Here is a 12,405-nt window from a genome sequence, read left to right as displayed (position 1 = left end):
AAATAACTGATGAATACGTTGTAACATGAGCTAGATATTTCTCAAACCAAGGTTAAAGGATGAAGAAGATCAGGGTATAAGATAACCATTGTTTGAGAAACTACTTGAACACTATCAGTTAGATAATTTTGAGTAATGGCCTTTGAGGATTTTATCCAGGAAAATTGGACTCAAAGGCCATTTTTTCTCAAAATTTGTAACAGATTAAATTTGGCTAAACTCTACGTGGGCTAACTCCGCATTCCTTTGCATTCAAAAAGTTACAAATTGAGCCAACGTCTGTACATAGTGACATTCAATCTGGAATTTCACCGAATTTCACCGTGAAATTATTCATCGACAATTTCAACTGTCCTTGGTTCATCAGATGGCACAGTATAAGTATTAGTTTCTGGGGTAAGTTGATTTTTCAGTTTGAGTTTTAGCTCGTCTGAAATGGGTAAATCATTAATTTCTTTGAGGAGAAATCTCACGGATTCGGTTTTGCTACGTTCTGCATAGACGGCTTTAAGAATGGCTTCAATTCCAAATCCTGCTATAGTATCCCCCAAAACCGTTACTAGACCAAGCAGTCCTATACCTCCTAAGATGCCAAACGGTCCTCCCACCGCTGTGAGGGCAGCAGCAACAGCAGCAGAACTGCCTCCTGCTGTGGCTGTTATAATCACGAGAATTATGCCAGGAAGACCCAGACCGGCAAGTTTTTTAACGATTTCATCCATTGGAATTACCTCAAATTTTAGGTTTTGGTTCAAACATTACTCAGGGTATCAAACTGGAGTCTTTGTAAACAAAGAAACCTATTTTTAAATCTAGACTAAGCGAGAATAGAGTGACTCACGCTCAGATAAGGTTAAAATTTTAGAAAATTTTCTCTATTTACCCTAACCTGATAGCTTAGTCCAACACAACCTTCGCTGTAAAATAGCGTTATTGTTGATTTAACTTATAAATTATGTTATAATATTTAGCTTGATAAAATACTGCATAACTCATCGATTTGTTGGCTTTTTTCGGTAATCAATTTACGAGCTATGACTTGTAGCTTGCGGATATTCTCCGGTTTGGTATTATCTATTTCTTCCAATTCGCCAGTTAAGAACGTTTGGAACCGATAATAAGTTTGAGTTTCTTTGTTATTAGATTCAAACAACCGTTCTAATTCTCCGGCTACGACTTCACTACCACCGTCAAATACCATATTTAAAAGCGGTCTTCCCCATTGCAACAGTCCCCAGTTTTTGACTTCGTTATAAGGATAGACACTCGTCAGAGAACCTGTACCTAAGGACACTAGCAAAATATCCTCTGTATTGAGCACTTGTTTGTTTTCTTGTCTACTAATTTGTGCTTCCAAAATAGCCAAACTCGAAGGATTATTAGCTACCAATCCTCCATCGACTAAAGTATAAAAACCGTTTGTATTATGGAAAGTAGGAATACGATGGGGAGCAAAATAAGTGGGAGTAGCACTAGTTGCTAAAGCCGCATCTGTGAGTGTTAAACCTCCACATAATTTGCGAAAATTTCGAGATTCTGTCTTTTGTTTTTCCAATTTATTTGTAAAGAATATAGGAATTCGCTGCTCGATATCGTAGCTAGTGACGAAAACTTCTTTGAGATTGTTTTCTAAAGGAGTGTATCCAAAATATTGCCTTAAAATTTCCTCTCTGCCCTCAGAAGAATATTTTGGCTGGATAAATATATCCTCTATCTGACCGAGTATTCTTTCAAAGAATGGCTCATAAAATATCTCACATCCATATTCAAGAAATATTTGCAGGAGAGCCTCAGCACTGTATTGGGCGACTGACAAATTCTCAGATAACTCTGGAGTTAATCCGGGTTTAGTTAGTCCGAGTGCAAGAATTCCTCCGCTAGAAGTGCCAGCAATTAAATCAAACAAACTAAAAATCTGCTTTTGTGTGCGCTTTTCAATTTCTGCTAATATCAGTGCTGGGATAATGCCTCGAATACCGCCTCCATCAATGGCAAGTATTTTATATTTGGAATTAGCTGTTGTATTCATGGTTTCTTGGGATTCCTTCTGAGTTAATGTTTCTGATTGTTCCTGCAGTTGAATAGTGACTAAAACTCCGCTTTGACTAGTTTGATTTATTTTGATTTCCTCCTCTTTTGGCGAGGAGGTTAGAGAGGTTTGGGCGTTAGCAGATTTTTTCTTTGTTTCTTTTTCTTCCTTTGGTTGATCCTCATCCCCTGTTATCACTGGCGCTAAATCAGTCGTCGCTTGAGTCGGGGAATCTTCCTGTAGTACTGCAGTTTCTGTTAAAGGGGGGTTTTCCTCTAAATCACTTGCTGTCTCACCTTGTCTCTCGTCTTCACTGGAGGATTGTGCAAGCGTAAATGGAAGTTCTGCTAAATCCCAAGTGGGATTGCCATGCAACTTTCCATCATAACCATTTCCAGTTTGGTCTCGGATTGTAGTCCCTTCTCCCTCGTTTAATGCCCAGTAAGCTACTAATCCTTGTTCATTCCCAACTAAAAACTGATACCGTTGCGTTTGGATTTCCGTTTGGGAACAGGGGTAATTCCAGACGCTAATGTTAGCTAATTGACCTGTGAAATATATGTTGTTGTGTAAAGTCGCGCCAAGAGTTACAGAACTAGTTGCTTTGTTTAAAGAGGTACCTGCCAAAGAGTCAGCATACTCATGCTCATCAAGAAATATGGTTAGTTGACCTTGATTAAAAACAATAGCAAAGAAGTGCCATTGTCCGACACTTAATTCTCCATTGCCAAAGTTTTTGATCACATTGTCAACTTTCTCATCAATGTATACATCTAGATTTCCTGACTCACTTATACCGAACTCAAAATTATCACTGTATATATCTGAAGAACGGGCAAAAAAAACATTGCGCGTCCCATAAGTGCTGGCTTTGTTTGTTAGTTGATGAGGATTAACCCATCCTGAAATTGTAAAGGCGGAATTCCCCTCAGCAAAAACACCACCAATATCATTTCTACCAAAATCTATATAATTCTGTTGACCATCAAAGGTTAGAACTAGTCGAGTATCTACTTTGTTTATCACAATATTTATCTCTCCAAGTATGAGGATATTTTATGTATTGAGCAAAAATTGAGTTTTTCTGTTATTTCACATCATCTTGTATTTGATACCATTTCACGACAATTTCAATAGATATAATTTGATCCTCCCAGTTCCCTTTGCCGAAAACTATTAACTGTCAGATGAAATGACATAAAATTTTTCAACATCAAGTCACGACCTACTTGAAGATATACATTTTTCACTTTGTTCATATTAACTCTCATGAAAAAGCGAAAGATAGGTTCTGGAAACTACTGCTCTTTGATAAACATGTTGAACGACCTCTATAAAACGTTTAATACCAGTGTTGATACCTCATTCGTTTGCTTTGAGGCTGATACCAATATATTGATATTTGTGTGACCAATCTTCCTGTAAACAAGCGAAGAAAAACCTACTACATACTACAATTACACCTACCTGCTTTAGTTGTTGGTACAAATCTCAGTTGATCGGTACATTTTTGAATCACAACCAAGTATACATTCCTCCCTAATCTTGTAGAACGTCCACTCAACCGATTTTAGCAGTTCTACAGTGTGCCTAAACGATACCAAAAGCGCGTCAAAAACTATCTTCTGATGTTATCGATTGCAGCCATCATACTATAGTTGTGAGTTTGCAGACACACGCTAGCTGCAAATAAGTTATAGTTTTTCATTATTTTTTCTTTACTGTTTTAACTGTGTTTTCATTCTTTTAAATATCTGCTTAACTGTCTTAACTGTCTTAACTGTCTTAACTGTCTTAACTGTCTTAACTACTGTTGCATTTTCTTGAAATACGATGGATTCATGGCTCTCGTAACGCTGTCATACTTAAGTATTTTTTCTACTGACAGGATACCGTTACGTGGGCTTTCTTACTTTTCAGACATCCTCTAAAGTGTCACACTACGAATTTTGGACATTTGAAGATTTGGGATTGGCGATCGCCATCCAAAACAACTTCATTTATGTATAAACAATAGACCTCTTGCAAAAGTGCTTGAATTGTCATGTTGAGCGAAGCTAAACATCTGGTGGAGATTCTTTCCTACACTGCGTTTCGCTGCCCTCCCTTGCCCGCTACGCGCTTCAGAATGACATTCACCTTGTTTGACTTTTGCAAGAAGTCTTTTGTATACTGGCTAATATTTGGGCGATTTTTCCGCCAAGATCGTGCACTTCTTATCCCGTTAACTTGTAATGAGGAAGCGGGCAAGGGGAGCTGCTGCGCTAAGGCAGATTTTACCGGATTAGATGAAATGGACAATGCGTCGTCGCATTTCATCTCCGATATAAATAACTTTTGAGTGTCAATTCATTGGAGCTTTCATGCTGCCGCGCAAATTAGCGTAAATTGAGGAATTGACTTAACACATCAGTCTGGCTGATGTGATTGGATTTTTGTTGTTCTTGCTTCAACGACTTCAAACAATTGCTAGTATAATTTTGCTTTGCAAGCTGTTGGCTAAAGAAAAGGCGATACAACTCGCAACTTGGTTTTGCTTGATTGTCGTCTAATTGAACCAAACCCATGCTTTCTAGCTTGTAAGCTGCGATCGCATCGAACTGCACTGTTTCATTGCCCATCACAACCTCTTGCATAGCTGATATTAGTTGTGGATCAGCTTGGAGTAGGGCTAAGAGTTCTCTAAGATGTTGACTATAAATTCCACCGAGTGTGTGAGCTGTTTGTAATAACTCCTCTAGCGTCACCTCCTCCTGAGATATATGATAAAGCCCAAGACTCACTAGATAGGGATGCCCTCCCATCATTACTTGTAACGGTATCAGGTGTCTTGCTCCTTGATCGTTTGCGGCCCAATCTATTCCATAGGATTGTGCTACATTCTGTACTTGCTTGAGAGTAAATGGCGGTAGTGAGACTGTCAACCCAACATTGAAAGGAGATTGGTTAAGCTTGAGCGGGATATACACTTCTGTGCTATGAACCACCACTAAACGCAATTTTTGCCAGATGCTATCTTGTTTTGCCACCTCGTGCCAAAATCGTAGCATTGGCAAGAAGTCTTGAGCAATATTAGGATGTTCAAAAACCCGGTTGACTTCATTTAAAGCCAAGACTACTGCATTATTCTCAATACATTGCAGCACATACCCCTCGAAATAAATTTTGCAGCTCACCTTGCTGCCCATCTCTGCATCCCAAAAATCATCCAGATTGGGGGGCAGGTTCAACTGCCTGCTGACATTGATGCACAACCAACGCAAAAACTTCTCTATCGATGCAAAAACCTCTTCATCAGCTTCCTGAAAGTCTAAATAAACGGTTTTATAATCCTGTTTTTTAGCGTGAAAAATCATTCTGTTGAGCAGCGAACTTTTCCCCATTTTTCTGGGTGCTTTGATACGGATCAAGCAACCCGGTTGCATGATTTCTGTACAAACAAGTTCTTCAAGGGGAGGGCGATTGACGTAGAAAGGAGAAGCCAGTGGTACAGGACCACCTGGAAAGTCTGGCTTGGTTACTGTAACTAAATCTAGAGAAGTTTTTTGCGCACCAAAATGTGCTTGAAACTGTTGTTGAGGCTGCTTGTTGTGCAGAACAACGTTATCTTGCTCGAATCTGCTCAAAACTAGATGCAGATTTTTTTTAGTTATTCTTTCGCCAAGTGCCTCTGAAAGGTCTTGCCACAACTGGGAGCCAACTTCCTTTATGTAGTCGCTAGCGTAGCCTGAGCCTTTGGCCATTTCACCGTAAGTTTTTCCTAGCAATGATTGATGAAGTACAAACTGCTGAATGGAACCAAGGGGCTTGTCTTGGAGAATTCGTCCTAAAGCTTCCAGTAGATGTTCCACGGTTTATAAAAAGTTAAAGTGAAAGTTAAGTAATTTTACGCATATTTTATTTACTAGTAATAATATACATCTAAAGAACAATTTTTACAAAAATGAAAGCACAAAGGGACGGACAGTTGCCTAGTACTCGACCAACCCAAAATTGCCGGGTTAAGGCAAGCAGGGGAGGCAGGGGAAGCAGAGGAAGCAGGGGGAGAAAGAGATTTTTCTTGCTGCTATTAACCAAGCATTGTTACCTTGGCAGACTACTAGGGCAGCTTAGCTACTTTCAAGAAACACAGGGGTGTAAGGGTGTAGGGGTGTAGGGGAGCCACTGCCGTGCGCGGGTTCCCCGCGTTGAGGCATGTGGCGTGAGCCAGTACTTGATGAGGGTCTCCCGACCTAGGTATCTGGTGAGACCAGCGCGAATGAGGGCTTTCCCGACAGAGGCGCTGGTCTCACCGTAAGGCGTGGCGTTAGCCATAGGGCGTGAAAAGAGTGTTTTTTTCATTCGTAGCGGGTGGTGCGCCGCCAGTTGAACTGCTCTTAAAAAACACATTTTCAAACCCTTATCTAGCAAGGATTTAGAGATATTGTGTTTCTTTCATATGTAACGGGAGGGATACGCCTCTGGCGTCTGCGCTTTGCGCAATCGCCGCGCCCGTAAGAGGCTGACATCTTGCACCAACAAAGCTTAATGTTCTTTTATAGCAGTTGCCAGGTAGATCAGGTAGATAAAGTGCCAATACTGGTAACTTGCTAGTTACCTATCCTACTACATGTACGGTTCTAACGGAGAGGTGCACAGGATAATACCAGGCATTGACTTCAACTATGAAACAAAATAATCTCAATCCCATTAATAAACTCGTGGGCATATTTTCAGTTCTGCGTTTAGCCTAAGCCGAGTGCTTCTCAACAAGCAGCACAGAATTTCAGTGCACGGACAGAAATCGTGTTTAACTTTTTCTGTATTTGTTATGTCTAAAACAGACAATGATCAACAAGGGCGGCGCTCCTTTAGAAGCCGCCTTCGGCTAAGACACCCTGAAATGAAAAATATGCCCTAGAGCCACGCGCTTTACAAAATTCAAAAAGAATTCATAATGCCGTATCTTATGAATCAAGCCCACGGGTATGGGGATTGATAATTTTGAATTCATCATTTGGAATGTTGAATTTCCCTCAAGGGACTTGACAAGTTTTTTATGCCTCCAAATTTAGAAACAAATTTTGTCCCCAAAACTTGAACATACTTATCATGATTGTGTTGGTTCTGTACCAGTTCATAACCTTTGTGAGCCAACATTTCAGCTTTTTGAGGATTGTTTAAAAGATCCTGGATTGCTTGCTTGAGCCCCATTGGATCATGAGGATTTACACCAATCGCAACACCGGAATCAATCAGATCACTAATCATTCCTGGCGAGCGAGTGATGATTACAGGTCGTTTACAAGCCATCGCTTCAAACGCAGTGGTGAGTCCAGCGTTAAAATTATTCTCAAGAAGGCTTAAAACAACTATGTCAGAATCCCGGTAAAGCTGCAATAACTCGCACCACTCGTAAAAGCGAAACGACATATTACTTGGTGTGACTTTTGGAAATGCTCCTCTTGGTGCTCTTGTGCTGGGTGAAAAAGCACAAATCTTCACATCGACATCTAAGTCTTTAGTGGCATCAGCTAGAGTTGCATAGTCCCGTTTCTCCAAACCTCCACTACCAATAATTGGACGCGACTTGTTTGGTGAAACCGATCCTGGTGTGAAAAACGACAGATCTGTAGATACTGAAGGTAATAGATAAATTCGGTTTTCACTTAAGTGCAGGTAGTGACCAAGGAATTCAGCCTGATTAAGGTTGTGTGTGACAAATAAATCAATTCGGTCTGCTAGTTGAAACAAGTTCAATGCTAGAGAACTTCGTGGTCGATTAGAGTTGTGAACAAAAACAATAATTTTGGGTCGCTTCTGTCTCGCACCGCAAAGTGCGGCAATTGGAAAGCCTATGATTTCACCAGTGCAATATATGACATCATCCTCCTGAAGCTCCAAGGATAACTTGCGTGCTAAAGCCCAGTGTTCAGGACGACCAATAATCCTTGCACGCATTCTATCTATCGGTAGAACTGACTCACCTGCTGGTTGATGAATCGTCGCCCCCAAAAGCTGATTCAAATCCCATATTGCATGCCTGGGATTTTTTCCTGCTTGAGCATTTCGGGCGATCGCTTCTAAATCACATGAAGGGCATAAAGCTATGTGGTATTTCAAGACGTTCATCTCATGATTTAGGTATTTGCTGGATATTAACACTGCAACGCGATTGTTAACCGATAAACTATGTTAACTGGCAAGAGCTTGCGCTCAAAACTTTTTAAACGCTTACGATCACATCCAGTCTTTGCTAATGACCAAGATATAATCATCCCAATAATTGTTTACTAGTACACTACTTTTGTGGCTCCACATCCACTACTGCCATCGCTGGTGAAGTTGCCTGCCACATTAGGGTTGATACCACCCGATTTCAACAGGTTAGTGGCGATAGTCGTGTTTTGCACTCTGGCTGTATCACGACAATTATTGAATATGCCACCACCGTACTAAAGCTTGATTGAGGGTGAGAGTACTGAAGACCACTGTCACGTTATCGTTCTAATTATAGATGCTACTGCTACTATTTCCTGACTTATTACTGAGGCTACCACTACAGTTAGTGATACCGCTACCCTGAAAATGTGCTCTTAAACCAAGGTGATGTAACTCACCCTTACAGTATTGCCCCATCTTTACGGTCCACTGCATCTGCAATGCTGTTGACCGTAAAGATGGAGCTGCCGCTTCCTTAGAGCTTTGTGGCACTCATAATGTCTTGTGGAGTGCCAAAGTAAAAGTGAAATGTGGCAGATGGGTTGAATGCAGATAGAGAATCTTGAAGATTGTTTGAAGCAGATCCAGATAAAAAATCCATACATTTAAGTTCCTTTTGTTTTTCACGTGCCATACTGAACTTTTCTGTATAATGCAACATTGACTTGTTAAAGTTATCAAGAAAAGGCAGTTGATTGCTAAGGATACTCCTGTTTGATTCTCTAATCAAGATAGTAACTTTTGTATTTACCAAAGATTCTGATTTATAAAGTAAACATCAAGACCTTTATTTTATGATTTAGGCATGAGTTACGAAAGAAGAAGACTCTGAGATTCCTTCCTTAAGCTACAATGACGCAAATATGTTATTTTTGCGTAAGTTCTGACTTTGTTAGGGTAAGTATATCTAAATTAGTATTGACAAAAACCTTGGTTAGTGTGTTAACTAAAACATAAGAATTTCTCGTTTGATTGATTTTCTGAGAGTGAAAGTGCTCACCTAATAATTGTCAATAAGCAAGCATTAATGCAAGTTACTAGACCTTTATTGATAGTGAGACGTTGTTATTGACAAGATGCGCTTACCCTGCTGACTTTGTAGGTTGAGTCGAATCAAGTGGAACTCAACATTTAGCTTCTTCGCCGTAAGCCCCGCACCATAACTGTACTCAGTTTGGTGTCGGGATATAAGGCGGGGGATAAGGAAGACATCCCCGCCCGACCAATGCTCATCACAGATGAAAGCGCTAGAGTGGGATGGCTGACGTATCCCCAATTATCGTGCTATTAAAGACAATCAAAGTTCTAGCTCGGTAGCTATTTTTTCGAGTAATTCACTAACACTAATACCACTACTTATTGCTTTACCTTGTAATCGCTCCCAGGCTTGAGGTGTAAGCCATACTGTATGTTTGGCTTTTAACTCTTCGTGGAGTATTGGTACATTTTTTACAGCTTTTTTGCCTTTTCTGCTTGACATTCTTATCTCCAACGTCTAAGCTAACCATAGTCAGAATAAAAAGATTTGACAAAAAGGTGATTTTTAAGTGCTGCTTAACTATCAATACCGTGCGTACCCAATCGCTAATCAAAAACAACAATTGAATGTATGGTTGCGTATTGCTCAGTATTGGTACAATAAGCAACTTGGAGATAGGTTTAATTGGTGGCAAGATAACCGCAATGATATTAACTCTTGTCCGCTGGTTTGCGCACTACCACAGCTACGAAATAACCCCGATTTTTACTCTCAGAAGAAACAGCTACCAATCCTGAAACAAGACCTAGTTATTGTTCACCATTCTGGTGAATTGCTAGATTTCATGTCTGTACCATCTCAAACGCTACAAGACGTATCAAAGCGTGTAAACCTAGCATTTAAGCGTTTTCTCCAAGGAGATAGCAACGGAAAATGTAGTGGACGACCACGCTTTTAGAATTCAGCGCGTTACCGAACTTTGAGAATAGAAGGGCAAGCCATAACTATTGAAAAGATAGAAAAAGATTGGCTGTTCTTGTCAATTTCAAAACTTAAAGGTTGGTTGAAAATACGGCTACACCGCCCACTACCAGATGGGTTTGTCCTCAAAAATATGTTGCTAACCAAAAAGTCTGATGGTTGGTACGCAACTATTTGTTTGGAAGACCGAACTGTCCCAGTTTTTAACCCTGATGATATAACTCCCACGTGGGAAAACACTTTAGGGATGGACGCGGTACTGCATGAGCAAGATTACTTGGCAACTTCAGAGGGGACTAAGCTACCTTCTTTGAAGTCTTTGAGAAAATCCGAAAAGCGCTTGGCTAAAGTAGCGCGTTGCAAGGAAAAGAAGCTTAAGGCGAGCAAAGCGCGTCGTAAACTTGGCAAGCGCCAAGGACGCGAACATCAACGTATCGCAAAAGCGAGGAAAGACCATGGCATTCAAGACTGCTCATGGGTTGGTGCGGACAGGCAAGAAAGTTTTTGTCCATGAGGACTTAAACCTAAAAGCACTGTCAAAACGCAACAAAGCAAAACTTGATGAAGATGGTAAATTTTTACCTAATGGTCAATCGGCTAAGTCCGGACTAAACAAGTCCTGGAACGACGCTGCCTTTGGACAGTTTTTCCTCACCCTAGAATACATAGCCGCGAAAGCTGGGGCTAGGGTTATCGCAGTGAATCCTGCATACACATCTCAATTGCTCGCGTATCGTGACGAGATAGTCTTTACCGACTGCGATATGCGCTCTTACTGGGACGCTAAACTTTCGCTTAACGTTGATCGCGATATAAACGCGGGAATCAATATTAAGCGCGTTGGGCTGGGACTGTTCCCAACGATAAAACGCCGTAAAGGGAATTCGGTAGTGGGTGACTCTACTACTATCCCTGTTCTGTCACTCTCCGAAAACATTTACCATTTTTGAATTCTAGAGCTTTTATTTGGTAAGGGATCGCACAATTTTTTTCTAATAATAAAGACCACACCCATTTTTTTCTAATAGGATAGCTTGTATTGTTTGCCTGATAAGCCTTCCAGAGATTGCTCACCCGGAAAGTGACAGAAGAGGGCTATAGCGGTTCTCAATTGAGTCACATACAGTAACCGCAATGTTTGAACCAGCCAAGAATGTCACTCAAATTAATACTCTCAAAAGCTTCTGTAATCGCTTTATCTAAATCTTCATATGTACGGGCTGCGAGCGAGCGTAAAAATTCTTTAATTTTAGACCAACAATTTTCGATTGGTGAAAAATCCGGTGAGTAAGGAGATAAATAAATTAGGTGAGCGCCAACCTCTTCAATTGCTTCTTTAATACCTGCAACTTTATGAGAACTAAAATTATCCATTACGACACAAGCACCTGGCCAAAGATTAGGAACTAAAACTTCTTTAATATATGTTTTAAAAGCTAGAGTATCTGTCCCACCTTTAAAATTCATTGCACCAACGATACCCCTTAATCCGATGGCTCCAATGATTGTCACATTTTTTCCACGTTTGTCAGGGCGATACGCGCAGCGTCAAGCCTCCGGCTTATCGCCATGCGCTCTTTTCCCTCTTAATGCTCTAGCATAAAGTCGAGTCATGGCAATATTGACCCCAGATTCATCAACAAACACCAAGTTGTTCGGGTCAAATGTACGGATAATTTCCCAAAACTCCTGTCTTAATTTTTGTACTCTTTCCGTATCTTGTTCACTGGCGTGCAAAGTTTTTTTTTCGCGTTAATTCCAGTCTCTGCAACATTCTTCCCATTGTGGCTCGGCTAACTTTCATCTGGGTTTTTGCCTGGAATATTTCACATAGCTCTTCCAGAGTGCCATCGTTGTTTTCTGTTACCAATTTTTGTTATATTTCTGAATTTTTATGATTAATTTTTGGTTTTTGACCACCTCCATGTGGCAATGGTTCAACTCTACCTATATCTTGATAACGATTTATTAATGTTTGTACAAAACTAAGACTAACATTAAATTTTAGCGCTAGTTGTCGATATGAACCTTCCCGATTAATATAAGCGTTAATGATTTTTTGACGTAAATCATTTGAGTAAGCTTTCATCAAACACTCCTGAATACACCCAGTTATAAATTTATCACATTTGTATGTGACTCAACTGAGAACCGCTATAACCCTCTTCTGTCACTTTCCGGAGTAAGCAAGTAGTAAATAAGTTAAATTATCCAG

General features: G+C 40.3%; 12 protein-coding genes. 3 read left to right on the top strand and 9 right to left on the bottom strand.

Annotated features, from left to right (window positions below):
* Window positions 1-329: 329 nt before the first annotated feature.
* From AC5JM2_RS30110 to AC5JM2_RS30085, 6 genes are all read right to left on the bottom strand, one after another.
* Window positions 330-722 carry a hypothetical protein gene (locus tag AC5JM2_RS30110; RefSeq protein ID WP_495838914.1) on the bottom strand — a complete coding sequence of 131 codons (393 nt, stop codon included), beginning with the start codon at window positions 720-722 and terminating at the stop codon, window positions 330-332.
* Between the two features lie 245 nt (window positions 723-967).
* Window positions 968-3,055, bottom strand: coding sequence for a patatin-like phospholipase family protein (locus AC5JM2_RS30105; protein ID WP_495838912.1), 2,088 nt, complete (start codon window positions 3,053-3,055; stop codon window positions 968-970).
* A 1,352-nt stretch (window positions 3,056-4,407) separates the two neighbouring features.
* Window positions 4,408-5,880, bottom strand: a complete 1,473-nt coding sequence (locus AC5JM2_RS30100; RefSeq protein WP_495838910.1) for an AAA-like domain-containing protein — start codon at window positions 5,878-5,880, stop codon at window positions 4,408-4,410.
* A gap of 1,141 nt (window positions 5,881-7,021) precedes the next feature.
* Entirely contained in the window at window positions 7,022-8,140 is a 1,119-nt protein-coding gene (locus AC5JM2_RS30095) for a glycosyltransferase family 4 protein (protein WP_495838908.1), read from the bottom strand.
* 565 nt (window positions 8,141-8,705) lie between these two features.
* Window positions 8,706-8,864 carry a hypothetical protein gene (locus AC5JM2_RS30090; RefSeq protein ID WP_495838906.1) on the bottom strand — a complete coding sequence of 53 codons (159 nt, stop codon included), beginning with the start codon at window positions 8,862-8,864 and terminating at the stop codon, window positions 8,706-8,708.
* Window positions 8,865-9,527: 663 nt separating this feature from the next.
* A complete protein-coding gene (locus tag AC5JM2_RS30085; RefSeq protein ID WP_495838904.1) occupies window positions 9,528-9,710 on the bottom strand; it encodes a hypothetical protein in 183 nt (60 codons plus the stop codon).
* A 67-nt stretch (window positions 9,711-9,777) separates the two neighbouring features.
* On the opposite strand from AC5JM2_RS30085, the gene AC5JM2_RS30080 reads away from it, so the two are divergent.
* The 3 genes from AC5JM2_RS30080 to AC5JM2_RS30070 all read left to right on the top strand — a co-directional run bounded on the left by AC5JM2_RS30080 (window position 9,778) and on the right by AC5JM2_RS30070 (window position 11,140).
* Complete coding sequence (locus AC5JM2_RS30080; RefSeq protein ID WP_495838902.1) at window positions 9,778-10,167, top strand: helix-turn-helix domain-containing protein; 390 nt, start codon at window positions 9,778-9,780, stop codon at window positions 10,165-10,167.
* Window positions 10,168-10,245: 78 nt separating this feature from the next.
* Window positions 10,246-10,704, top strand: coding sequence for a hypothetical protein (locus AC5JM2_RS30075; RefSeq protein WP_495838900.1), 459 nt, complete (start codon window positions 10,246-10,248; stop codon window positions 10,702-10,704).
* Window positions 10,646-11,140 carry a zinc ribbon domain-containing protein gene (locus AC5JM2_RS30070; protein WP_495838898.1) on the top strand — a complete coding sequence of 165 codons (495 nt, stop codon included), beginning with the start codon at window positions 10,646-10,648 and terminating at the stop codon, window positions 11,138-11,140. The genes AC5JM2_RS30075 and AC5JM2_RS30070 overlap by 59 nt, the downstream gene beginning before the upstream one ends.
* Before the next feature lie 166 nt (window positions 11,141-11,306).
* On the opposite strand, the gene AC5JM2_RS30065 is transcribed toward AC5JM2_RS30070, so the two are convergent.
* The 3 genes from AC5JM2_RS30065 to AC5JM2_RS30055 form a co-directional block, all read right to left on the bottom strand.
* A complete protein-coding gene (locus AC5JM2_RS30065; protein ID WP_495838896.1) occupies window positions 11,307-11,702 on the bottom strand; it encodes a transposase in 396 nt (131 codons plus the stop codon).
* A 36-nt stretch (window positions 11,703-11,738) separates the two neighbouring features.
* Window positions 11,739-11,927 carry a hypothetical protein gene (locus AC5JM2_RS30060; RefSeq protein WP_495838894.1) on the bottom strand — a complete coding sequence of 63 codons (189 nt, stop codon included), beginning with the start codon at window positions 11,925-11,927 and terminating at the stop codon, window positions 11,739-11,741.
* Between the two features lie 139 nt (window positions 11,928-12,066).
* Window positions 12,067-12,279: a helix-turn-helix domain-containing protein gene (locus tag AC5JM2_RS30055; RefSeq protein ID WP_495838892.1), complete on the bottom strand. Its 213-nt coding sequence runs from the start codon at window positions 12,277-12,279 to the stop codon at window positions 12,067-12,069.
* Between the last annotated feature and the right edge of the window lie 126 nt (window positions 12,280-12,405).

The organism is Brasilonema angustatum (genome assembly GCF_059505445.1).
Note: the sequence above shows the minus strand (reverse complement) of the source record. Positions and strands in the feature narration are given on the sequence as shown.

Bases quoted from the DNA above. Each gene is read 5' to 3' on its own strand.
- AC5JM2_RS30085 (WP_495838904.1), bottom strand. From the start codon at position 9,710: ATGTCAAGCAGAAAAGGCAAAAAAGCTGTAAAAAATGTACCAATACTC.
- AC5JM2_RS30090 (WP_495838906.1), bottom strand. From the start codon at position 8,864: ATGGCACGTGAAAAACAAAAGGAACTTAAATGTATGGATTTTTTATCT.
- AC5JM2_RS30095 (WP_495838908.1), bottom strand. From the start codon at position 8,140: ATGAACGTCTTGAAATACCACATAGCTTTATGCCCTTCATGTGATTTA.
- AC5JM2_RS30110 (WP_495838914.1), bottom strand. From the start codon at position 722: ATGGATGAAATCGTTAAAAAACTTGCCGGTCTGGGTCTTCCTGGCATA.
- AC5JM2_RS30070 (WP_495838898.1), top strand. From the start codon at position 10,646: ATGGCATTCAAGACTGCTCATGGGTTGGTGCGGACAGGCAAGAAAGTT.
- AC5JM2_RS30055 (WP_495838892.1), bottom strand. From the start codon at position 12,279: ATGAAAGCTTACTCAAATGATTTACGTCAAAAAATCATTAACGCTTAT.